General features: G+C 70.5%; 17 protein-coding genes. 5 read left to right on the top strand and 12 right to left on the bottom strand.

What is annotated here, in order from left to right; genetic code table 11:
- Positions 1–30: 30 nt before the first annotated feature.
- Positions 31–441, bottom strand: coding sequence for a MerR family transcriptional regulator (locus K3A85_RS14750; protein ID WP_225207266.1), 411 nt, complete (start codon positions 439–441; stop codon positions 31–33).
- A gap of 122 nt (positions 442–563) precedes the next feature.
- Here K3A85_RS14750 and K3A85_RS14755 point away from each other — a divergent pair, with 122 nt between their 5' ends.
- Complete coding sequence (locus tag K3A85_RS14755; protein ID WP_225207374.1) at positions 564–1,271, top strand: glutaredoxin family protein; 708 nt, start codon at positions 564–566, stop codon at positions 1,269–1,271.
- A gap of 23 nt (positions 1,272–1,294) precedes the next feature.
- Here the strand turns inward: K3A85_RS14755 and K3A85_RS14760 are convergent, their stop codons facing one another.
- Positions 1,295–2,176 (bottom strand): N-acetylmuramoyl-L-alanine amidase family protein, encoded by an 882-nt coding sequence (locus K3A85_RS14760; RefSeq protein WP_225207267.1) that lies wholly within the window; start codon positions 2,174–2,176, stop codon positions 1,295–1,297.
- 641 nt (positions 2,177–2,817) lie between these two features.
- Between K3A85_RS14760 and K3A85_RS14765 the strand changes: the two genes are divergently transcribed.
- A complete protein-coding gene (locus tag K3A85_RS14765; protein WP_225207268.1) occupies positions 2,818–5,748 on the top strand; it encodes an Rne/Rng family ribonuclease in 2,931 nt (976 codons plus the stop codon).
- 113 nt (positions 5,749–5,861) lie between these two features.
- Here K3A85_RS14765 and K3A85_RS14770 read toward each other — a convergent pair whose 3' ends face one another.
- Positions 5,862–6,488 (bottom strand): class I SAM-dependent methyltransferase, encoded by a 627-nt coding sequence (locus K3A85_RS14770; protein ID WP_225207269.1) that lies wholly within the window; start codon positions 6,486–6,488, stop codon positions 5,862–5,864.
- 186 nt (positions 6,489–6,674) lie between these two features.
- Here K3A85_RS14770 and K3A85_RS14775 point away from each other — a divergent pair, with 186 nt between their 5' ends.
- From K3A85_RS14775 to zapE, 3 genes are read left to right on the top strand one after another with little or no spacing between them, the layout of a single operon-like run.
- Entirely contained in the window at positions 6,675–7,457 is a 783-nt protein-coding gene (locus K3A85_RS14775) for a succinate dehydrogenase iron-sulfur subunit (RefSeq protein WP_263624858.1), read from the top strand.
- 34 nt (positions 7,458–7,491) lie between these two features.
- Complete coding sequence (locus tag K3A85_RS14780) at positions 7,492–7,950, top strand: PaaI family thioesterase (RefSeq protein ID WP_225207270.1); 459 nt, start codon at positions 7,492–7,494, stop codon at positions 7,948–7,950.
- Between the two features lies 1 nt (position 7,951).
- Positions 7,952–9,085, top strand: coding sequence for a cell division protein ZapE (zapE, locus tag K3A85_RS14785; protein ID WP_225207271.1), 1,134 nt, complete (start codon positions 7,952–7,954; stop codon positions 9,083–9,085).
- A 226-nt stretch (positions 9,086–9,311) separates the two neighbouring features.
- On the opposite strand, the gene K3A85_RS14790 is transcribed toward zapE, so the two are convergent.
- The 9 genes from K3A85_RS14790 to K3A85_RS14830 all read right to left on the bottom strand — a co-directional run bounded on the left by K3A85_RS14790 (position 9,312) and on the right by K3A85_RS14830 (position 22,395).
- Positions 9,312–11,561 carry an EAL domain-containing protein gene (locus K3A85_RS14790; protein WP_225207272.1) on the bottom strand — a complete coding sequence of 750 codons (2,250 nt, stop codon included), beginning with the start codon at positions 11,559–11,561 and terminating at the stop codon, positions 9,312–9,314.
- 99 nt (positions 11,562–11,660) lie between these two features.
- Positions 11,661–13,550: an XrtA/PEP-CTERM system amidotransferase gene (locus K3A85_RS14795; protein WP_225207273.1), complete on the bottom strand. Its 1,890-nt coding sequence runs from the start codon at positions 13,548–13,550 to the stop codon at positions 11,661–11,663.
- Positions 13,551–13,560: 10 nt separating this feature from the next.
- Positions 13,561–15,102, bottom strand: a complete 1,542-nt coding sequence (gene xrtA, locus K3A85_RS14800; protein ID WP_225207274.1) for an exosortase A — start codon at positions 15,100–15,102, stop codon at positions 13,561–13,563.
- The gene (locus tag K3A85_RS14805; RefSeq protein ID WP_318248092.1) at positions 15,099–16,331 is read right to left on the bottom strand and encodes a TIGR03087 family PEP-CTERM/XrtA system glycosyltransferase; all 1,233 of its coding nucleotides are present in this window, start codon (positions 16,329–16,331) and stop codon (positions 15,099–15,101) included. The genes xrtA and K3A85_RS14805 overlap by 4 nt, the downstream gene beginning before the upstream one ends.
- Positions 16,307–17,353 carry a FemAB family XrtA/PEP-CTERM system-associated protein gene (locus tag K3A85_RS14810; RefSeq protein WP_225207275.1) on the bottom strand — a complete coding sequence of 349 codons (1,047 nt, stop codon included), beginning with the start codon at positions 17,351–17,353 and terminating at the stop codon, positions 16,307–16,309. The genes K3A85_RS14805 and K3A85_RS14810 overlap by 25 nt, the downstream gene beginning before the upstream one ends.
- Before the next feature lie 4 nt (positions 17,354–17,357).
- Positions 17,358–18,224, bottom strand: a complete 867-nt coding sequence (locus tag K3A85_RS14815) for an XrtA system polysaccharide deacetylase (protein WP_225207276.1) — start codon at positions 18,222–18,224, stop codon at positions 17,358–17,360.
- 34 nt (positions 18,225–18,258) lie between these two features.
- Entirely contained in the window at positions 18,259–19,524 is a 1,266-nt protein-coding gene (locus tag K3A85_RS14820; RefSeq protein ID WP_225207277.1) for an XrtA/PEP-CTERM system-associated ATPase, read from the bottom strand.
- A 16-nt stretch (positions 19,525–19,540) separates the two neighbouring features.
- Complete coding sequence (locus K3A85_RS14825; RefSeq protein WP_225207278.1) at positions 19,541–21,274, bottom strand: preprotein translocase subunit YajC; 1,734 nt, start codon at positions 21,272–21,274, stop codon at positions 19,541–19,543.
- A 2-nt stretch (positions 21,275–21,276) separates the two neighbouring features.
- On the bottom strand, positions 21,277–22,395 hold the full coding sequence (locus tag K3A85_RS14830) for an AAA family ATPase (protein ID WP_225207279.1): 1,119 nt from the start codon (positions 22,393–22,395) through the stop codon (positions 21,277–21,279).
- Positions 22,396–22,406 lie beyond the last annotated feature (11 nt).

The raw sequence follows: 22,406 nt of genomic DNA on the forward strand, positions 1-22,406 counted from the left end.
CCCCGCCCCGCACGGCCGCCGCCAGGCCGGTCAGTCCAGCGCGACCGGGTCGACCTCGAAGGCCGAAAGGATCGGGCACGGTCCGTCGCCGCCGCTGCCGCAATCGGCGGCGAGCCGCCGCAGAGCGTCGCGCGCCGACTCCATCTCGGCGATCCGCACGTCGAGTTCGGCGATCCGGGAGAGCGCCAGGGCGCGCGCGCGATCGCGATCCTCGACCGAATCGAGATCGAGCAGTTCGCGGATCTGTTCGAGGGTGAAGCCGGCCGACTGCGCCTGGCGGATGAAGCGCAGTCGCCGCGCGTCCGCCGCATCGTACGTGCGATAGCCGCCGTGTTCGGATCGTGCAGGTTCGGCAAGAAGCCCGCGCCGCTGGTAGTAGCGGACCGTCTCCACCCCCACCCCGCCCGCACGCGCCAGCCCGGCGATGGTCGTCTGCTTCATCCGCTCTTGACTCCGCACCATGGTACGGACCCCAGATAAGGCGGGTCACGAAGCAATCAACGAGAAGCGAGGTTCCCGTGCCCCAACCTGCCCCCGCCCGTCCGGCCGCGGTGCTGCACCGCATGGTCATGCCGAGCCACACCTGCCCGTATGGCCTCAAGGCGCTCGACCTCCTGCGGCGCAAGGGCTTCGCGGTCGAGGACCATCCCCTCACCACGCGCGAGCAGACCGATGCGTTCAAGGCGCAGCACGGCGTGCAGACGACGCCGCAGGTGTTCATCGAGGGCCGGCGCATCGGCGGATACGACGACCTGCGCCGGCACCTGGGGATGCGCGTGCCCGAGCCGGGCGCGACCAGCTATCGCCCGGTCGCGGCCCTGTTCGCGATGACCGCGCTGATCGCGATGGCGGCGAGCGCAGCGGCGTTCGGCTCGCCGTTCACCGCGCTGGCGCTGCAATGGTTCGGCGGGATCAGCATGGCGACGCTCGCGCTGCTCAAGCTTCAGGACGTCGAGCGGTTTTCGACGATGTTCCTCAACTACGACCTGCTGGCGCGGCACTGGGTGGGCTACGGCTACGTCTATCCCTTTGCCGAGGCGATTGCGGGAGTGCTGATGATCGCCGGTCTGCTGCCCTGGCTGTCGGTGCCGATCGCGCTGTTCATCGGCACGGTCGGGGCCGTTTCGGTGTTCAAGGCGGTCTACATCGACCGGCGCGCGCTGAAATGCGCCTGTGTCGGCGGGTCGTCGAACGTGCCGCTCGGCTTCGTCTCCCTGGTCGAGAACCTCGGCATGATCGCGATGGCGCTGTGGATGCTGACGCACCTGTGACGGATCGCGCCTGCAGGCGCGGGTCAGCGCGCCGCCTCCTGGCGCGCCAGCGCGATGGTGGCGGCGCGGGCGACGGTCTCGCCGAAGCGCGCGCGCCAGGCGGGATCGGCCATGCGCGCGGCGTCTTCGGGATTGCTGAGGTAGCCCGCCTCGACCAGCGCCGAAGGCAGGTCGAGCGACTTGAGCACGACGAAGGCGGCCTCGCGCCGCGGATCGGCGTGGAAGACGATCCGCCCCTGCCCTTCGCGCACGACGAGATCGGCGAAGGCGACGCTGCGGCTGCGCATCTCGCGCTGCGACAGGTCGACCAGGATCGAGGCGACCGTGCCATCGTCGCCGGCGCGGCCGGCGGCGCCGTCGGCGCGGTTCTCGCGCCGGGCGAGCGCGTCGGCGAGCGCGTCGCTGCCGCGGTCGGACAGGGTGTAGACGGTGGCGCCGCCGGCCTGGTCGTTGTCGGCGGCGTCGGCATGGACCGAGACGAACAGGTCGGCGCCGAGCCGCCGGGCAAGGTCGGCGCGTTCGTCGAGCACGAGGAAGCGGTCGGCATCGCGGGTCAGCGCGACACGCAGCCGGCCTTCGCGCAGCAGCGCGTCGCGCACCGCGCCCGCGAGCAGCAGCGTCACGTCCTTTTCGTGCGCGCCGCCTGCCCCGCTCGCCCCCGGATCGTGCCCGCCGTGGCCGGCGTCGATCACCACCAGCGGGCGGCTGGCGTCGGCCGGACCGTAGATCGTCGGCAGGTCGAGCCGGCCGCCCGCCGCCGGCAGCGCGAGGCGGACGACATAGGCCTGGGCGCGCGCGATCTCGCGCGCCTTCCACACGCCGAGGCCGGTCACGACGAGCGCCGCCAGGGGCAGCGCCAGCCCCAGCGCGAGTGCCGCCTGCCTCGAGAATGCGCGCCCGTCCATCCGCGCGCCGCTATGCACCGCGAGGCGCGAGCCGGTCCAGCCCGTTGTTGCGCCACGCCAAACGGCGAAGCGCCGGCAGAGCGAGGAGGCAATGGGGCCGGGGAGCGAGCGTCATCTATCCGCAATGCAATTTAATTGCCGCTTTGCAATTGCGGTGCTAGCACCCCAAGTATCGCAAGCAGGCCGGCCCAAGGCTCGCCCTGCGGCACCGCAGGAATGCGCTGGCAAAGCGCAAGGGGCCGACGGGGAACGAACAGGTGGCACCGCCGGCCTTCGTCTTGCGAGAAAAAGACATGCGGGGGACCCTTCAAGCGCATCTGCGCCCTTCCCCGCGCCAGAGGTTGATGCCGTGATGATGAGCCGAGTTGACGTCCAGCGCAAAGGTCCCCTCGCGGGGCCGGACGCTCGGGCGCAAGCCGGCACGCGCGCTATTTCGCCGATCTTCATCGCCGCAGACACGAACCTGCCGCCGCCGGGCGGCTTGCGCATGGACGCTTCGTCCGCGCACGCATCCGGCACCACCGCATTCGCGAAGCGACAGCGCCGGCCCGAAGCCGGCGCGCGCGCCTTTCGCGCCATGACAACGAACCGCGCCAAGTTCCCGGGGCACGCCCCGCGGCCGCGCGGCTGGAGAAACCATAATGACCACGCGCATGCTGATCGATGCGCGCCACCAGGAAGAAACCCGGGTGGCGGTGCTCAAGGGCAACCGTATTGAAGAATTCGACTTTGAATCTGCCGATCACAAGCAGATCAAGGGCAACATCTACCTCGCCAAGGTCACGCGCGTAGAGCCGTCGCTGCAGGCGGCGTTCGTCGATTTCGGCGGCAATCGCCACGGCTTCCTCGCCTTCAGCGAAATCCACCCCGACTACTACCAGATCCCCAAGGAAGACCGCGAGGCGCTGCTCGCCGAAGAAGCCGCGCACGCCGAGGAAGAGGCCGCGCTGCGCGCCGCCGAGGACGCCGAGGACGACGACTACGAGGGCGAGGACTTCGGCGGCGACGAAGGCGATTACGCCGGCGGCGTGACCGAGGTCGACACCTCGGAGAAGGACCAGGTCGCGACGATCGAGGGCGGCGTCGTCGAGCACGGCTTCGAGGACGAGGGCGAAGGCGAGAACGACGACGGCGGCGACGAGCGCGCCGAGGCTGCGGACGAAGGCGCCGAAGAGGGCGGGCAGCGTCGCCCGCGTCGCGGCCGCCGCCAGGGCCGCGCCCAGGGCAAGGAAGCCGACGAACTGCGCGCCAAGCGCATGGCGCTGCGCCGCCGCTACAAGATCCAGGACGTGATCCAGCGCCGGCAGGTGCTGCTGGTGCAGGTCGTCAAGGAAGAGCGCGGCAACAAGGGCGCGGCGCTGACCACCTACCTCAGCCTCGCCGGCCGCTACTGCGTGCTGATGCCCAACAGCAGCCACGGCGGCGGCATCAGCCGCAAGATCAATTCGGCCGCCGACCGCAAGCGGCTGAAGTCGATCATCGCCGAGCTGGAACTGCCCCGTTCGATGAGCTGCATCGTCCGCACCGCCGGGCTGCAGCGCACCAAGCCGGAGATCAAGCGCGACTTCGACTACCTCGCCCGGCTGTGGGACGAGATCCGCGAGCGCACGCTGAAGTCGAGCGCACCGGCGCTGATCCATTCGGACAGCGATCTGGTGAAGCGCGCGATCCGCGACATCTACAATCGCGAGATCGAGGAAGTGGTGGTCGAGGGCGAGCACGGCTACCGCGCCGCCAAGGACTTCATGAAGCTGCTGATGCCGAGCCACGCCAAGCGGGTGAAGCAGTATGCGGACCCCGTGCCGCTGTTCCAGCGCTATGGCGCCGAGGACCAGCTGACCGCGATGTACGATCCGGTGGTGCAGCTCAAGAGCGGCGGCTACCTGGTGATCAACCCGACCGAGGCGCTGGTCTCGATCGACATCAACTCAGGCAGGTCCACCAAGGAGCACGGCATCGAGCAGACGGCGGTCGCCACCAACCTTGAAGCCGCGCGCGAGATCGCCCGCCAGCTGCGCCTGCGCGACATGGCCGGCCTCGTGGTCATCGACTTCATCGACATGGAATACGGATCGAACATCCGTAAGGTCGAAAAGGCGATGAAGGACGCGCTCAAGAACGACCGCGCGCGCATCCAGGTCGGCCGCATCTCGGGCTTCGGCCTGATGGAGATGAGCCGCCAGCGCCTGCGCACCGGCGTGCTCGAAGCGACCACCCGCGCCTGCCCGCACTGCGACGGGTCGGGCCTGGTCCGCACCGCTTCGTCTGCCGGCCTTTCGGCGCTGCGCCTGATCGAGGACGAAGCGGCCAAGGGCAAGGGCAACGTGGTCACGCTCTACGCTTCGCAGGAAGCGGCGATCTACGTGCTCAACGCCAAGCGCGGCGACCTTGCCGAGATCGAGGACCGCTACGGCGTCTCGGTCGAGGTGATCCCCGAAGGCGAGAACGAGGGCGCCAAGATGCGCGTCGCCTCGCGCGGGCCCAAGCCCGACTTCGTCCCCAAGTTCGCGCCGATCGTCGAACTGGCCGAGGACGAGGACGACGAGATCGAGGACGATTACGACGCCGAGGAAGAGGCCGCGGACGAGCCGCGCGAGCCGCGCCGCGAGCGCGAGGCGCGCGATGGCGGCCGGGACGGCGACGGCGAAGGCGGCCGCCGCAAGCGGCGCAAGCGCCGGCGCGGCCGCGGTCGCGATCGCCGCGAGGACGAAGGCGCCGAAGGCAGCGACGCGATCGAGAGCGACGACGGCGACCATGACGGCGAAGGCGCCGGTGAAGCCGCCGGCGACGGCGAGGAGCGCGCCGGTGAAGATCGGGCCGGTGAAGATCGGGCCGGTGATGAGCGGGCCGGTGAAGATCGAGGAGGCCGTCGCCGCCGTCGCCGCAGCCGCCGCCGCCGTGGCGGTCGCGACACCGAGGGCAACGAAACCGAGGTCGAAGCCGGCGAAGCGGAAGCCGGGGAAGCCGACGCTGGTGATGCCGTCGCTGGCGGGACCGGGGGCGAGGCCGGGGACGCGGTTGTGGCCGAAGCGCCGCTCGCCGCTGCGGCCGAAGCGCCCGCAGCCGAGCCGGTCGCCGCAGAAGCGCCGGCCAAGCCCAAGCGCACCCGCCGCAAGAAGGCCGATGCCGACGCCCCCGCGGTGAGCGCCGAGGCGGTGGTCGAGCCGGCCCCGGCCGCGAGCGAGGAACCGGTTGCCGAGGAGGCGCCGGCCAAGCCCAAGCGCACCCGCCGCAAGAAGGCCGATGCCGACGCTCCCGTCGAGGCGGCGCCCACCGAGGCGGCGCCGGTAGAGACCTTGCCGGTCGAAGCCGATGCCGCGGCCGAGGACGCCCCGGCCAAGCCCAAGCGCACCCGCCGCAAGAAGGCCGAGGTCGCGGCCGAGGTCGAGGCCCAGGCCGACGCGCCCGCCGCTGAAACCACCGCAGGGGTCGCCGAACCGGCAGCGCAGGCCGCAACCGGGACCGACGCCGATGCCGCCGGGCCGGTGGCCGACGCAGCGGCGCAGGAAGCCGACGCGGGCGAGGCCTCGCCGCCGCGCCGCGGCTGGTGGCAGCGCACCTTCGGCGCCTGATCGCGCGCCCGGCGCCTGGCGCCGCACCCGACGACGAGCCCCGCCGGTCGCAGGACCGGCGGGGCTTTTCGTTTCGGGGCCTGTGGTTCGGGTCGTTTTCCTTCCGGGGAGGTCTAGGCGGTGCGGATCGCCTCGCCCCACTCCATCCAGCCGGCAAAGCGCGGGGTCTTGTCAATGTAGCGCTGCCCGGACGGTTGGACCGCGAAGCCTGCCGCGGCGATCCCGGCGGTGACCGGCCGCGTGAGGTGGCAGCCGCCGGCAATGCGCTTCCACACCGGCTCGATCCGCCGCTGCCAGCGCGCGACGCCCGGATCGGGCGCGGCGCCGTGCTCGGCAAAGAGCAGGCGGCCGCCGGGCCGCAGCACGCGGCGCAGTTCGGCGAGGACGCGCGCCGGGTCGTGCACCGAGCAGAGCGTGTAGGTGCAGACCACCGTATCGAAGCTCGCATCGGCAAAGGGGATCGCCTCGCCCTCGCCCTGGCGCAAGTCGGCCTGCCAGCCCTTGCGCGCCGCTTCCTCGCGCGCCTGTTCGAGGCCCAGCGGCGAGGGATCGAGCCCGGCAAAGCTGGTGATCGCCCCGGCGCGATAGAAGCGCTGGTTGAGCCCGCCGCCGCAGCCGAGCTCGAACACCGCGCCCTGGGCCTTGGGAACGACCTGCGCGCGCACGTCCATGATCCCCGGCGCCGAACAGGCGCAACGGATCAGGCGCGGCACCACGACGCTGTCCCACCAACCGGCCATACCCTGCTCTCCCCTTCCGGCCCTCTGGCGGGGCCAAGCGCCGACATCCTGGCAGCAGATCGCGCCAGCGCAAGCCAGCCGGCCATGGCCGGGCGCATCCCGCCGCCGCCTGCCCTCGTGAGCACTTGCCCTGCCCCGCGCATGCGCTAAGGACGATTCGAATAGCGCATCGGGGAAACAGCAAAAATGGCAACCTTCACGCTTCCGAAGAATTCCAAGATCACCGGCAAGTCGCGCCACCACGCCGCGGCCACCAATGGTCGCATCCGGAAGTTCAAGGTCTATCGCTACGATCCCGACAGCGGCGACAACCCGCGCTACGACACGTTCGAGATCGATCTCGACCAGTGCGGGCCGATGGTGCTCGACGCGCTGATCAAGATGAAGGGCGAGCAGGACCCGACGCTCACCTTCCGCCGCTCGTGCCGCGAAGGCATCTGCGGATCGTGCGCGATGAACATGAACGGCCGCAACGGCCTTGCCTGCACCACCGCGATCGAGGACCTCAGCGGCGAGATCCGCATCACGCCGCTGCCGCACATGCAGGTGATCAAGGACCTCGTTCCCGACTTCACCCACTTCTACGCGCAGTATGCCTCGATCCGCCCGTGGCTGCAGACCGTCAGCCCGACGCCTTCGGGCAAGGAGCGGCTGCAGAGCCCGGAGCAGCGCGAGAAGCTCGACGGCCTCTACGAGTGCATCCTGTGCGCCTGCTGCTCGACCTCGTGCCCGAGCTACTGGTGGAACAGCGACAAGTTCCTCGGCCCCGCGATCTTGCTCCAGGCCTACCGCTGGCTGGCCGACAGCCGCGACGAGATGACCGGCGAGCGGCTCGACGAGCTGGAAGATCCGTTCCGCCTCTATCGCTGCCACACGATCATGAACTGCGCCAACGTCTGCCCCAAGGGCCTGTCGCCGGCGCGCGCGATCGCGGAAATCAAGAAGATGCAGGCCGAGCGCGCGATCTGATCGCGCGCCGACCGATCTTTCGCGCATGAACGGCATGATGAAGGGCTTCCGGGTCGAGCCCAGTCCCGAGCACGAGGGCTGGCTGACCTGGGACCTCGCCGACCCCACCCGCTACAACGCCAATGCGATCGGCAAGCTGGTCGCGCGGCTGGAAGAGGGCCCCGACGGCAAGCGCCGCGCGCGGCTGCGCATGTTCCCCGAGCGCAAGCACTCGAACCTGCTCGATGCCGTCCACGGCGGCGCGACGCTGTCGCTGATCGACATCGCGCTGTTCACCGGCATGCGGCTGATCCTCGACGGCGATGCCGCAGGGTCGGTGACGCTCGACCTGTCGACCCAGTTCATCGGCGCGGGCCGCCTCGGCGCGCCGCTCGACGCGGTGGTCGAAGTGCTGCGCGAGACGCGCCGGCTGGTGTTCCTGCGCGGCCTCGTCGAACAGGGCGAGGAAACCATCGCCGCGTTCAACGGCACGATCCGCAAACCCTCGCGCTGACATGCCGAGCGTCGCGGCCCGCTATGCCGAGCTGGTCGCAGCCGGCGAACTGAAGCCCGATCCCGAGCAGGCGGCAGCGGCGCAGGCGCTCGACGCGCTGCAGCGCGAGCTGGAGAGCCCGCCCCCCTCGCCCGGCCTGCTCGGCAAGCTGCTCGGCCGCAAGGCGCTCGAGCCGCCCCGCGGCATCTACATGTGGGGCGATGTCGGGCGCGGCAAGTCGATGCTGATGGACCTGTTCCACGACAACCTGGACGTCCCGGCCAAGCGCCGCGCGCATTTCCACGAGTTCATGCTCGACGTCCACGCGCGGCTGCGCGAGGAGCGCAAGAAGGAAAGCGGCGATCCGATCCTGCCGGTCGCCGCCGGGATCGCCGCCGAGACGCGCGTGCTCTGCTTCGACGAGATGGTCGTCAACAACAGCGCCGACGCGATGATCATGAGCCGGCTGTTCACCGCGCTGATCGTCACGCACGGCGTGGTCGTCATCACCACGTCGAACCGCGCGCCCGGCCAGCTCTACAAGGACGGGCTCAACCGCGAGCACTTCCTGCCGTTCATCGCCCTGGTCGAGCGGCGGCTCGACGTGCTGACGCTCAACGGCCCGGTCGACTACCGGATGCAGCGGATGCGGGGCCTCGGCACCTGGCACGTGCCGATCGGCCCTGTGTCGACCGAGGCGGTGCGCGAGGCGTTCTTCCGCCTGACCGACTATCCGCCCGAGGACAGCGCGCACGTGCCGAGCGCGGAGATCGACGTCGGCACGGGCCGGACGATGCACGTGCCCAAGAGCCTGAAGGGCGTGGCGGTGTTCAGCTTCAAGCGGCTCTGCGCCGAGGCGCGGGGCGCTGCGGACTACCTCGCGATCGCGCGCAAGTACCATACGGTGATCGTCGTCGCGATCCCGCGGCTCGGCGCCGAGATCCGCAACGAGACGATGCGGTTCATCACGCTGATCGACGCGCTCTACGAGCACAAGGTCAAGCTGATCGCCACCGCCGCGACCGATCCCGTTAACCTATACGATTCGCGTGGAGGCGGCGACGACGAGGGGCGATTCGCGTTCGATCGCACGGTCAGCCGGCTGATGGAAATGCAGAGCCAGGACTACCTGGCGCAAGGCCACGGCGAAGACTAGCCCGCAGCCCCTCCCCGGGTCACTCAGGGTAAACACCTATTACGTAACGAAAAAAGCCCGGGCCAAAGCCCGGGCTTTTCTACTTTGACTTGCCTGAGACAAGTGACCGGCCCCGAAGGGCGTCGATCACTTGAACGCCCAGGACCAGAAATCGAAACGACGCATGATAGCCTCCATCCACGGTGACGGAGGCCGGATTATCATTATTGGTTATGGTTAACAAGTCCTAAACGTCTGAAATGGCGTAGCGCCTCCCCGCTTCGTAATCGCTGAGGAACACCGCAAAGGGTTGCGGGCGGCCGAGATAGTAGCCTTGCGCCTGGTCGCAGCCGAACTCGCGCAGCAGCGCGAAGGTCGCCGCGTCCTCGATTCCCTCGGCGACGACCGACTGGTGCAGCGCGTGCGCCAGGGCGATCGTGCTGGTGATGATGACCCGGTCGCGCTCGCTGTCGATCAGGCGCGAGACGAAGCGGCGATCGAGCTTGAGCTCGTCGCTGGGCAAGTCGGCAAGGTAGGCAAGGCTTGCCTCGCCGGTGCCGAAATCGTCGATCGACAGGCGGAAGCCCATTTCGCGCAGCCGGGTGAGGTTGTGGCAGGCCGCCGGGCGATTGCGCACGCTCGAGGTTTCGGTAACCTCGATGGTGAGCAGCGACGGCTCGATGCCGCGGCGCCGGACGATCTCGGCGAAGTTGGTGACGAGATCGGCCTTGTCGACCATCTGCGCCGAGAGGTTGATGCTCATCTGGAAGCGCGGCCCCAGCGCATTGAGCGTGAGCGCGGCGCTGATCGCTTCTTCCAGCACCCAGTAGGTCAGCGTGTCGATGCGCCCGGCGCGTTCGGCCTGGAGGATGAAGGCGTCGGGGGCGATCGGGCCGCGCGTGGGGTGGTTCCAGCGGATCAGGGCCTCGGCGCCGCTGACCCGCCCTTGCGCGAAGTCCCACTGCGGCTGGAAGGCAAGCCAGATCTCGCCGTTGCGCAGGCCTTCCTCGATCCGGGCATGGAGCGAGAGTTCCCACGGCGCCTCGACCAGGCGCTGCGATTCGAACAGTTCGATCGAGCGTCCGTTGCCGAGCGCCTCGTTGGCGCTGGCGAGCGCCGAGTTGACCCGGGTCGAAGCATCGAGCCCTTCGTTGCGGTCGAGCCCGAAGTGGATGTTGGTGTCGAAGGTATGCTCGCCGATCTGGAGCGGCGCCGAAAACAGCGCGCGCAGCCCTTCGAGATGGTTCAATTGCATCTCGAGCGGGCGCGCCTCCTCGGTCCAGGCGAAATGTCCGCTTTCGCCGTGGTAGATCTCGTTGGCGCCCGAGCCGACCGACAGGCGCCGCGCGATCTGCCGCGCGACTTCGCCGTGGAGTTCGCGCGGCAGCGTCGCCATGATTTCCTCGTAGCGGGCAACGACCACGACCACGACATCGCGCCCCACCTCGATCGGCAGCGAGGACAAGGCGGCGAGGTTCGGCAGCCCCGAAAGCGACGTATGCTGGATGCGGTGCGTGCGCTTCTGCCATCCCCGGATTCCCGCGTAGATGACCATGAAGGCGACCGACCCGTCTGGCTCGCACACAATCCCGAGTGTCCGCAGGTACATCGGAAGCGCGATCACAACGGAAACGGTCAGGAGATAGAGCAGCGCCCGTAACCGCTTAAACCGGATCCTTCGAGTTGCAAGGACCGCCAGCGCAACCATTGCAAGCATCGGCACAAAGCTGGTGCTTAGCGAAAGCGGTTTCCGCAAGGCCTCGGCGACCGCGATGTCGACCGCGATCGGTTGCACGATCGGGCTGCCGAAATAGCCGACCATCGCACTCTGATCGGATGTCAGCACCACCGTTCGCCCGGCCAGAATGCCTTTTGGCAAGCGGCCTTCGCGCAACGACCGGCCCGAGACCAGCGGGATCGTTGCCGGTGCTACCGAAAAGTCGGGATAATACTCCGATTGTACGCCGCGATGCCGGCCTGCAATCACCGTGCTGACGGTGGGGTACTCCCTCCCGTCGAGGATCACCCGATAAGGCGCAGACAGGGCCTTGTAAGTGAAGTTGGTGGTCCAGGCGGAGACCGCGATCTGCGAGGGCGCGACAATTTGGCTTGGTGGCAAACGGAAGTCGGCGGAACCGAACTGGTCGGGTTTCTGCGAGCGGACGACGTAGGTGAAGTCCTGCCCGAACGAGGCAATCGCCCTTGCCAACTGCGCGTCGCCCGCTTCGTTGACCCCGTAGGCAACTTTGGCATCGAAGAAGACGCTGCGCGGCATTTCCCGTCGGATGCGCTCGAGCAGCGCTGCTGCATCTCCGGTCGTAGGATCCGAGCCTTCGTCCATGGTCACGATCACCACCCGCTCGGATGCGGGCGATGCGAGAAGCGGCGCGACCTTGTTCCAGTAGAACGAGCTAAACGGCGCCCAGAAGTCGAGTCCCCCCAACGACAAGCAGATCAGCAGGGCTATGCCCAAGGGGGAACGCAGGAACTGGCGCATGAACCGTCGCGAAAAAGTGGGCTTCGCGAGGGAAATAGTCCGGATTGGTTGATATCCCCTTACCTGGTTATCCTTTGGTCAACCAAGCATTCCGAGCAATCAAAGCAGCTTGGCCAGACTCCGGTCGAGCATGACCAGTTGCCAGAGCAGGCGGCTGTTGTCCGCCGCGCCGGCGACGTGCTCGGCGGCCAGCCGGTGCAGCACTGCTGCGTCGAACCAGCCGGTCCGGCCGAGCGTCGCGCTGTCGGCGATGGCGCGCGCCTCGCCCGCCAACGGCCCGCGCAGCCACTGCGCGATCGGGGTGACGAAGCCCATCTTTGGGCGGAACAGGATGTCGTCGGGCAGGCTGCGGCGCATCACCTGCTTCATCAGGAACTTGCCGGTGCCGCGCCGCACCCGCATCGCTTCGGGCAGGCGCGCGGCGAATTCGACGAGGCGATGGTCGAGCAGCGGCTCGCGCGCTTCGAGACCTACCGCCATGCTGGTGCGGTCGACCTTGGTGAGGATGTCGCCGGGCAGGTAGAAGGCAAGGTCGGCGTATTGCGCGCGGTCGAGCCCGCTGCGCGCGTCCGCGCGGCGCATCGTCTCGACGAAGGGCTGCTCGGCGCGGTACTCGCCGCGCAAGCGCAGGAAATCGGGCGAATAGAGCGCCTGGCGTTGCTCTTCCCGCGTCACCGCAAGGGCGCGGGCGTAGCTTTCGTCGCCATCGCGCGCGAGGCCGAGCAGCGTCGCCTTGGCGCGCAGCGGGCGCGGCGCGCGCGGCAAGGCCGGATAGAGCGCGCCGAGCGTGCCGAACAGCGCGCGCCGCACCCCCGCCGGCGCGAGCGCGCGGATGCGTTCCTCGCTGTGGTGGAACACCTGGCGGCGGTAGCCGGCAAAGGCCTCGTCCGCGCCGTCGCCCGAGAGCGCGACGGTCACGTGCCGGCGCGCGAGTTCGCAGACGCGGAAGGTGGGCAGCGCGCTCGCATCGGCGAAAGGTTCGTCGAACATGTCGGCGAGCCGGTCGATCAGGCCGTAATCGTCCGCCCCGACGACGTCGGCGTGGTGGCGGGTGCCGAAGCGCCGCGCGACCGCTTCGGCATGGCCGGTTTCGTCGAGCGCGGCGACGTCGAACCCGATCGAGCAGGTGGTGACCGGGGCGCTGCTCGCCTCGGCCATCAGCGCGACGACGCTCGAGCTGTCGACCCCGCCGGAAAGGAACGCGCCCAGCGGCACGTCGGCCTCCATGCGCGAGCCGACCGCCTCGCGCAGGTGGTGGAGCAGGTGGACGCCGAGATCGGCTTCGCTGCCCCGCTCGCGCTCGGCAAAGGCAATGTCCCACCACCGCACCGGCGGCGCGGGCGCGCGGTCGTGGCGCAGCAGGCGGTAGTGCCCGGCCGGCAGCTTCTCGACGCCCTTGAGGATGGCGCGGTGGTCGGGGACATAGCCCCAGGCGAGATAGTCCTCGACCGCCAGCGGGTCGATCTCGCGGCGCAGCGAGGGATGCGCGAGCAGCGCCTTCAGTTCCGAGCCGAAGATCACGCTGCCGTCGGCGAGCGTGGCAGTGAACAGCGGCTTGACCCCGAACCGGTCGCGCGCGAGCAGCAGCGTGCGCTGGCGCAGGTCGTAGAGCGCAAAGGCGAACATGCCGTGGAGCCGCGGCAGGCACGCGACGCCCCAGCGCTGCCACGCCGCGAGGATCACCTCGCTGTCGCCGTCGGTGCGGAACTGCGCGCCCGCGGCGGCGAGTTCGCGGCGCAGTTCGCGGTAGTTGTAGATCTCGCCGTTGAACACCAGCATCGCCGCGCCATCGGCCGAGGCCATCGGCTGGGGCGAGCCGGCAAGGTCGATGATCGCGAGGCGGCGGTGGCCGAGGCCGAGCCCGGGCGCGGTCCACACCCCTTCGCCGTCGGGGCCGCGATGGGCGATCGCCTCGCACATCGCGCGGACGCGCGCGGGGTCGACGGGCTTCATGCCCTCGGTATGGAAGATGCCCGCAATGCCGCACATGCGCGAAAGCCTAGCGGCCGCCGGCGATGCGGTCCATCCATGCCGCGGGATCGCCGCCGGCAGCGCGCTCGAACGCGTGGATCGCGGCGCCCGAAACCTCGCCCTCGCTCGACAGGATCAGCACCGCGGTCGGCCGCGCGCGCAAGCGCAGGCGGTCGGCGATGTTGGCGAGCTTGAGCCGCGCATTGCTGCCGGTGAGGACATCGCCGGTGCGATAGCGGGTGACGGCGAGGCGATGGACCGGCCCCGGCGCCTGGAGCAGGTCGGCGCGCGCGTCGGCAAAGGCGGGCCCTGCCCCTTCCCACGCCCACGGACTGCCGAGCGGCAGCGCGCCCTGGCCGAAGCCGCCCGCCTCGCGCCCTTCGGACTGCGTGGCGTAGAGCGCGAAGGAGACATCGACGACATGGCCAGCGCGGTCGGCATAGCGGCCGAACAGGCGGTGGTCGGCGCCGGTGTGCAGCGGTTGCCAGCGCGCCTCCTGCGCGAGGTCGACGCGGGTCCAGCCGGGCACCTCGGGCAGCGCGATGCGCGCGGGCAGCGCCGCCTCGATGCGCGTGGCGGCGGCGGACCAGGCGAAGACCAGGGCAAGGATCGCGGCCGCGCCGGCGAGCGCGACCGATCCGGCAATCCGCGCGCGCGCGAGGCCGGCGAGCGATGGCGAGGCCTCGAGCGCGGCGGCGTCGATGAAGGGATCGTCGACCGGGCGATCGAAGAAGCGCCAGCCCAGCGCCATGGCGCAGGCCATGACCAGCGCGAAGAACACCCAGCCGTAGAACACGTGGTCGAACCCGGCGGCAAAGGCGATGCCGAACACGCCCGCCAGCCAGATCGTGCCCCAGGCGCGCACCCCGTTGGCGAGCACCGGGATCACCAGCGAGAGCGCCATGAACCCGATCCGGCGCGGCCACGAGCGGAAGCAGACGTTGGACACGAGCGCCCCGTAGGCGACCATGGCGATGAGGAACTTCACCCCCGAACAGGCCTCGGCCACTTCGAAATAGCCGGCAGGCGTGGTGATGAACACGCCGTCGAGCGTGGCGGGCCCGCCGGCGATCCGCAGCAGCAGCATGGCGAGCCGGGCGGTGACCTGCTGCAGCGTCGGGATCAGCTCGTCGCCGAAGGGCACGAGGAACAGCATGTAGCCGAACGGAAACAGCAGCCCGGCCGCAACCCGCGGGCCGAGCAGCAGCGGCACCGCGCTTTGCGCCATGACCACCACGCCGAGCTGGCGGGCGAGCGAGAAGCCCGAGAAATCGCCGAGCAGCCACAGCAGCGCGCCGCCGGCCAGCGGCAGCAGCGCGGGCCACCAGCCTTGCGGCGAAAGCCGGCGCAGCTGCGGCCAGCGCTGGGAGACGAGCCAGGCGAGGATCGCCGGCACCAGCAGCACGTGGTTGTAGGTCGAGGAATCCCACCACTGCCCGGCCATGTCGGCAAAGTCGCGGAAGAACAGGCCGACCAGCGCGAACCAGGCGAGCGCCAGCAGCGCAAGCGGGCGCTTCCACGCCTGCGGCAGCGGCGCCACGGTGCGCGGCAGCGGCGCGGCGGCGCTCACCCGGGGATCCCGAGCATGGCGGGAAGCGGCGCGAGCACGCTTTCCCAGGCATGGTGCTCGAGCACGAACTCGCGCGCGGCGGCGCCCATGGCGCGCCGCACTTGCGCATCGCCGAGCAGGTCAAGCGCGCGGCTGCCGAAGGCATGCGCGCCATCGGCAATGGCGAAGTGTTCGCCGTCGCGCGCCGCGATCCCGGTGGCGGCGCCGCTGGTCAGCAGCACCGGCCGCGCCATCGCCATCGCCTCGAGCACCTTGTTCTGCACCCCGCGGGCGATGGTCAGCGGCGCGACGACAAGGTCGGCGCCGGCGAGCCAGGGGCGCACGTCGGGCACCTGTCCGGTCACGCGAACGCCCGGCAAGCGGCCAAGCGCGTGCACGGCCGCGGTCGGCGAGCGGCCGACCACGGTGAAGCGGGCCTCGCCATGGACCGCGCGCAGGCGCGGCAGCACTTCACGCGCGAACAGCGCCGCCGCCTCGACATTGGGCGGATAGTCCATCTGCCCGGTGAACACGATCTGCGGGCCTCCTTCGGCAAGCTCTGCCGAAGGCGCGACGCCCGAGGGATCGAACGCGACCGCGTCGATGCCGTTGCCGAGCGCGCCGAGCGCGATGCCGTCGCGCAAGGGGAGCCGCGCGGCGAACAGGTCGCGCTCCTCGGCGCTGACGAACAGGGTGAGATCGGCGCGGCGCGCGGCGCGCTCCTCGAGCGCGCGCAGCAGGCGGTCCTCGCGCGCATAGAGCCAGCGCCGCGGCTGCCCGGCGAGCGCGGCATAGGCTTCGTACTTGGCCGAATCGACATCGACCATGTCCATCACCACGCGCCCGGCGAAGTCCTCGGGTACGTAGGGCGCCATCTGCCCGGAGAACACGAAGATCGCCGCGATCGGCCTCGTCGCCAGCGTGTGCCGCACCCAGGCGTGGAGCGAGCGCGCCGAAAAGGCGGCGACGCTGACCGGTTCGCACCGCGCCAGCGCGAACAGCCCGGCGCGCGCGAGCGGCGGACGGCGGGCGCAGTGATGGCTGGCGCAAAGCGCCTCGATCGCGGGAAGCGCGGCGCTGTCGGCCTCGTCTTCGATCAGGCAGCCGAAATGGACGGGGGCGACCTCCGCGATGCGCCGCAGCAGGTGCGAGGAGCGGATGCGATCGCCGCGATCGGGCGGGAACGGCACGCGGTGGGCAAGGAACAGGACTTCGCGCATCGGGATCAGGCGAGCCCCCGTGCGATCCACGGCCCGAGCCGGTTGGCAAGCCCGAGCGGCAGGCGCTGCCACGCCGCGATCCGCGCGCGGTAGCGCGGGCTGAGCGGGTTGACGTCGCGCGGGGCGGCGCCGTCCTCGGTCCAGTGCGCATAGGCGAGCGGTTCGGGCGCGAAGCCCCAGTTGCGCTTGAAGTGATAGGCGCCGCTGTCGACCTTCGAGCGGCCGAAGTCGAAACGGTCGCAGCCTTGCGAGCGGGCGTGGTTCATCAGGGCATAGTACATCACGTCGTTCGCCCGCAGCGCGCGCGCGGCGCGCGTGCCGCCGCCCCAGTAGGGCAGCACCGCGCCGCGATCGTAGAAGCTGAACACGCTGGCGACCGGGGCGCCTTCGTGGAGCACGGTGAGGATGTCGGCATCGGCGCCGAACGCCTCGAGCATCGCCGCGAACAGCGCGCGCGGGAACACCGGGGTGCCGAGGTTGCGCACCGATTCGGCATAGACGGCGTAGTGCATGGCAAGGTCACCCGGCCCGCGCCCGATGCGCACCTCGAGCGCGTTGGCGAGCCCCTTGCGCACTTCGGCGCGCTGCTTGCGCGGGATCGCGAGCAGTTGCGCCTCGTCGTCTGCGGCGAGCGGGGCGACGAAGCCGGCGTGGCTGTCGGTCTTCACGTGCCAGCCCGGTCCCTGCGGCAGCGGCCCGCCGCGCAGCTCGATCGTCGGCGCGTTGCGCCGCCGGGCAAGTTCGCAGGCGGCGGCGCAGAGCGCTTCGGCCGCACTGGGATCGCCCACCACGCCGCCGCCGACGGCGAACCCGGTCGAGACCAGCGCGCGCCCGAACAGCGGCGAATGGACGACATGGACCGGCAGCGCCGCGACCGCCACGCCGCCGCGCTCGGCCAGCAGGGTCAGCGCTTCGTGACCGCAGGCGCGGGTGACCGCAGCCTGCCATTCGGCGCGGTGGAACACGCTCGCGCCCGGATCCGATGCGACGAGCGCGGCGAGCGCCGGCGCGTCCGCTTCGCAGGCGAGGCGCACCGCAAGGGGCCGGCTCATCCGCTCACCCCAGCCGCGCCGCTTCGGCCTGCGCCACCGCGTCCATCCGGCCCCACGCGAAATCCCCCAGCAGGCGGCGCAGCTTGCCCGCCATTGCGGAAAGGTTGGTGTAGTGGCGCAGGCGCGAACGCAAGGGCGCATCGCTGCGGCGCGGCTGGCCGGGGTCGATTTCCCAGGGGTGGAAGTAGAACGCCGCCGGGCGGCCGTCGCGCCGGTTGACCCGCGCGATCGCCCAGCGCGAGACGGCATAGGGCAGCAGGCGGAAGAACCCGCCGCCGCCCGCCGCCATGCGCCGCCCGGCGATTTCGGCGGTGGTCACCGGGATCTCCAGCAGCGGCGCGCCGGCGACCGGGCGGAAGGCGAAGCGCGGCGCTTCGCGCCAGCCGTAGTGATCGTGGACGATCGGCGCGACGCTCGAGGAATAGGCATAGCCGTGCTCGGCGAGCACTTCGTGCGCCCAGGGCGTGCGCGCGTCGATCGAGAAGCTGGGCGCGCGATAGCCGATCACGCGCGTGCCCGAGGTGTCTTCGAGCACCGCGCGGGCGCGCGCGATATCCTGCGCGAAGGCCTTGCGCCCGAGCGTGAACACGCGGGCATGGTCCCAGCCGTGGCTGGCGATCTCGTGGCCTTCGGCAACGATCCGCCGCATCAGCGCGGGGTGGCGCTCGGCAATCCAGCCGAGCGTGAAGAAGGTCGCCTTGGCGCCGGACTCGGCGAACAGCGCGAGGATCGCCTCGCAGTTGCGTTCGACCCGGCTTTCGAGCCCGTCCCAGTCGCTGCGGGCGATGGTCTGCTCGAACGCACCGACCTGGAACCAGTCCTCGACATCGACCGACAGGCCGTTGCGCAGGACGGGGCTGGCGGCGGTCATGGGCGTGGGTCCGGTCCAGTATCGGCGGGCAGGGTCAGGCGGCGGCGCGGTGCTGCCCGTCGCTCTCGATCCATTCGATCAGCATGGCGAGCACGTGGCGCAGCGCCTGCTCCTGCTCGCTGGTGCGACCCTCGATCGCCTCGATCCGGCCGGCAAGCGCGGTGATGCGTTCGACGATCGCGGCGAGTTCGGCGCTTTCGGCGACCGCCTGGCGGGCGATCGCCTCGACGTCGACCGGCTCTGCCCGGGGCGCGGGCTCGGCCGGCTCGCTCTGGCGCTGGACCGACAGTTCGATCACCGCCTGCTGCAGCTCGGCGATCTGCTCGTCGCGCAGGCGCAGCTCGCGCTCGAAGGTTTCGGGATCGATCCCGGCGATCACCGGCGCCATGGCTTGCGGCTCGGCCCGCATTGCCGGTTCGACGCCGGGCTGCGCGGGCGCAGCTTGGTGGACCGGCGCGACCGGGCGCGCCAGCGCGGAGCCGAAGCCGCCATCCTGGTCGAGATCGGCGAGCACGTCCTGCAGCATCGCCGCGTCAAGCCGGGTGCGCTGCTCGACCGCGCCCATCAGCAGCAGCCGATTGACGATCTGGTTGATCCGGCGCGGGATGCCGCCGCTCGCCTTGGCGAGTTCGGCATAGACGCGCTGGTCGAAGGCGGGATTGCCGCGCCAGCCGACGCAGGCGAGCCGGTGCTCGACATAAGGGCCGACTTCGGACGGCTCCATCGCGTCGAGGTGGTAGGAGGCGATCACGCGCTGGCGCAGCTGCTCGAGCTCGGGCGTGCCGGCGAGCAGCGCGCGGAATTCGGGCTGGCCGAGCAGCAGGATCTGCAACAGCGGGTGTGCGCCGAGCTGGAAGTTCGACAGCATGCGCAGTTCCTCGAGCGCGGCGACCGCGAGGTTCTGCGATTCGTCGACGACGAGCAGGCAGCGCCGCCCGGCCCGCGCCTCGTCGTGGAGGAAGGCTTCGAGGCGGGCGAGCGCGGTGGCCTTGTCGTGGCCGGCGACTTCGAGCCCGAAGGCGCGCGCAGCCATGTGCACCAGCTCCTCGCCGTCGAGCTTGCTGGTGACGATCTGCGCGGCGGTGAGGCGCTGGCGGTCCACGGTGGCCATCAGGTGCGCGGCGAGGGTCGACTTGCCCGAGCCGACTTCGCCGGTGATGACGATGAAGCCCTCGCCCTGCGCGAGGCCGTAGCCGAGGTAGGACAGCGCCTTGCGGTGCGTCAGGCTCTCGAAATAGAACTGCGGGTCGGGGGTGAGCTGGAACGGTCGCCCGGTCAGCTGGTAGAAATCGTCGTACATCGCGCCGTTCGCCCCGTCAGAAATTGTAGCGCAGGCCCAGCTGGCCCGACAGTATAAGCTGATCGTCAATCACATTATAGTTAACAGCGTCCAAACCCAAGGCCGCGGTTGCCACCAGTCGGTCGGTCAACCTGCGGTAATAGGACGCCGAGGCGCCGAACGCCTTCGAATCGCCCAGCCGGTTCTGGCGATTGCGGAACCAGGCGCTGTAGACATTGATACCGAAGTTCGAGCGCGCGTCGAGCGGGGCGCCGACTCCCATGTTGACGTACCAGTTCTCGGAGACGGTGCCGTCGACGATGCCGAGCACGGTGCCAGGCGCGCCGATGAAGCGGCGATTGGCGTAGCCCGCGCCGAGCGTGAGCTGCATCCGCCTGAGCGTCCAGGCATAGGTCGCGTCCACCCCGCGCCCGCGGAACGCCGCGGACGACAGCGACCCGAACGGGCCGTTGAGGCAGGCGCCGCCCGACTGCCCGAAGCCGCATCCGGTGAGGCCCCCGCCCACCGGATCGACGCTGCCGCCGAAGTCGGTCGGCAGGTTCCGCAACTGGTTGCCAAGGCTCGATCCGAAGCCCGAGATGCCGTCGTAGACCGAGACCTGCAGCGCGTGGCGCGGGCTGGGATTGTAGCTGAACGAGCCGTAGTAGGTCGTGCTGTCGTAGCGCCGGCCGATGAAGGCCGAGAGCGAGGTGCGCTTGCTCGGGCGCCAGATCACCCCAACGTCCCAGGTCAGGCCGTTGCTGTCGTAGGCGATCTTGCGCGGCTGCGAGCGATCGACCTTGTAGTGCCCGTCGCTGCCGATCACCGGGTTGCCGCTGGCATCGCGCAGCGCATCGCGCGAGGCGACCTGCGCGTGCTCCCAGCCGGCATCGCCGACCAGCGCGAGGCTGAGCGTGACCGGCACGGTGAGCTGCACGCCTGCGCGCAGCGAGCGGATGCGCTGGTCGAGGTTGGAGATGTCCTCCTGGGTATAGCCGCCGTTGACGGTCAGCCCCACCGGCAGGACCTCGCCCGGCCGCACCCCGGCCGAGACCTGGGCGGTCTGGGTCAGCGAGTGGTCGAAGATGTCGGTCCGCGGTCCGCCGGGGACGAGTTGCAGCGCGTCCTTGTTCTCGACCTTGGTGTAGCCGGCGGTGTAGCTGGCGTTGAGCTTGACGTCGCCGACGCGCGTCGAGAACACCGGGCCGCCGTAGACCGCATAGACCTGCGTCACCGAATCGGTGAAGCGGCTGCCGTTGACCAGCGCGCTGCCCGAACCGTCGACCCGCGCGCGCGAGGCGAGCGCGCCGGCCTCGATGCGCAGCTTGCGCCGGACGAGGTCGCGCTGGATCCGCGTGAGGCCCGAAATCGAATCGCCGTTGCGGAAATCGCCCTGCTCGACGAAGCGCCGCTCGTAGCGCAGCGACATCGCGCCCTGGGTGTAGCGGCCGCCGAACTCGGCATCGACGCCGGCGGCGAGCGCGGTGTAGGTGACGGTGTCGTCGCCCGGGCGCAGTTCCTTGATGAAGTTCTGGCGGACCTCGATGTAGGGCTGGATCGTGGTGCGCACGATGCCCCCGCCGCTGCCGCCGCTGCTCGCCCCGCTGCTCGTCCGCCGCGCCGATCGCGCATCCCCGCCTGTCGGCGCGTCGGGATCGTCCTGCCCCGCCGCTGCGGTGCGCGCGCCCTGCGCCAGCGCCGGCGCCGGCGCGGCCGCCAGTGCCGGGACCAGGGCCAGCAGCGCCAGGCCGGGGAGCCACGCGCGCGCCACGGTCAGTCCTTGTACCCGTAGTAGGTGCCGAAGCGACGCCCGGTGGGGGAAAAGCGCGTGCCGTTGAGCAGCAGCTTGATGTCCTCGCAACCGGCGAGGATGTTCACCGCATCGCGCAGCGCGGCCTCGCCGGTGCGATCGGCGCGGACCACCATCAACGCCTGGCCGACGTGCATCGCAAGCTCCGATGCGGGCGAAGCGGCAAGCGCGGGCGGGCTGTCGAAGATGACGATCCGGTTCGGCGCTTGCGCGGTAAGCCGGTCGAGCACGCGCTTGGTCCGCGCCGAGGCGAGATATTCGGTATCGTGCCCGCTGGGGTTGCCCGCGGGCAGCACGAACAGGCCGGGCACGTCGGTCGCAAGGATGCAGTCCTCGACCGCGATCGCCGGATCGACCAGCGCGTCCATCAGCCCCGACCCGCCGGGCAGGCCCAGCGTCGAGAGCACGCTCGGCTTGGCGAAGTCGGCGTCGACGAGCAGGACCTCGTTGTCCTTTTCCGACGCGATCGACAACGCGAGGTTGACCGCGGTGAAGGTCTTGCCCTCGCCCGGATGCGCCGAGCAGATCAGGATCCGCTCGCCGTGCTCGGGTCCGCGCCCCTTGCGCGATTCCGCCGCGGTCAGCAGCAGCTGGCGCTTCACGATGCGGAATTCCTCGAGCAGCGAGGTGACCGGCCCTTCGGGCTCGATCAGGCAGAGATCGCGCAGCCGCTTGCGGTCGATCGGGTGGATCGCGCGGCGGAACACCTGGCGCGCCGGAATGCCTTCGATCGGTGGCGCGAACGGCGCGCGCTCGGGTTCGGCCGCCGGCTCCGCCGCAGGTGCGCGGTCATCGACAGCGGCGGGTTGCGGCCCGGGCGCTGCGACGGGGGCTTCGGCGACCGGCTCGACCGCATGCGCGGGTTCGGGCGCTGCGGCGCCTTGAGGCTGAGGCTGAGGCTGAGGCTGAGGCGGCGGCGGCGACGACGCGAGCGTCGAGGGCGGCGTCGGGGGCGGCACCGACGGCGGAGTTGGCGCGACCGGGAAAGCATCGAGCCCGAAGCGCCCGGCCGCGCGCTCGATCAGCGAGCGGCGCGCCGGGGCGCGGTCGCGGCGGGCGATGTCGTCGCGCTCCTGGGTCATGGCGTCCATCC

The organism is Novosphingobium huizhouense, from assembly GCF_020179475.1.
Taxonomy (GTDB): Bacteria; Pseudomonadota; Alphaproteobacteria; order Sphingomonadales; family Sphingomonadaceae; genus Novosphingobium; species Novosphingobium huizhouense.

Excerpts from the sequence above, each read along its gene's own strand:
- K3A85_RS14755 (WP_225207374.1), top strand. The coding sequence starts at position 564 with ATGGTCATGCCGAGCCACACCTGCCCGTATGGCCTCAAGGCGCTCGAC.
- K3A85_RS14770 (WP_225207269.1), bottom strand. The coding sequence starts at position 6,488 with ATGGCCGGTTGGTGGGACAGCGTCGTGGTGCCGCGCCTGATCCGTTGC.
- K3A85_RS14765 (WP_225207268.1), top strand. The coding sequence starts at position 2,818 with ATGACCACGCGCATGCTGATCGATGCGCGCCACCAGGAAGAAACCCGG.
- K3A85_RS14820 (WP_225207277.1), bottom strand. The coding sequence starts at position 19,524 with ATGTACGACGATTTCTACCAGCTGACCGGGCGACCGTTCCAGCTCACC.
- K3A85_RS14795 (WP_225207273.1), bottom strand. The coding sequence starts at position 13,550 with ATGTGCGGCATTGCGGGCATCTTCCATACCGAGGGCATGAAGCCCGTC.
- K3A85_RS14760 (WP_225207267.1), bottom strand. The coding sequence starts at position 2,176 with ATGGACGGGCGCGCATTCTCGAGGCAGGCGGCACTCGCGCTGGGGCTG.
- K3A85_RS14775 (WP_263624858.1), top strand. The coding sequence starts at position 6,675 with ATGGCAACCTTCACGCTTCCGAAGAATTCCAAGATCACCGGCAAGTCG.
- K3A85_RS14790 (WP_225207272.1), bottom strand. The coding sequence starts at position 11,561 with ATGCGCCAGTTCCTGCGTTCCCCCTTGGGCATAGCCCTGCTGATCTGC.
- zapE (WP_225207271.1), top strand. The coding sequence starts at position 7,952 with ATGCCGAGCGTCGCGGCCCGCTATGCCGAGCTGGTCGCAGCCGGCGAA.
- K3A85_RS14815 (WP_225207276.1), bottom strand. The coding sequence starts at position 18,224 with ATGACCGCCGCCAGCCCCGTCCTGCGCAACGGCCTGTCGGTCGATGTC.
- K3A85_RS14830 (WP_225207279.1), bottom strand. The coding sequence starts at position 22,395 with ATGACCCAGGAGCGCGACGACATCGCCCGCCGCGACCGCGCCCCGGCG.
- K3A85_RS14780 (WP_225207270.1), top strand. The coding sequence starts at position 7,492 with ATGATGAAGGGCTTCCGGGTCGAGCCCAGTCCCGAGCACGAGGGCTGG.
- K3A85_RS14810 (WP_225207275.1), bottom strand. The coding sequence starts at position 17,353 with ATGAGCCGGCCCCTTGCGGTGCGCCTCGCCTGCGAAGCGGACGCGCCG.
- K3A85_RS14750 (WP_225207266.1), bottom strand. The coding sequence starts at position 441 with ATGAAGCAGACGACCATCGCCGGGCTGGCGCGTGCGGGCGGGGTGGGG.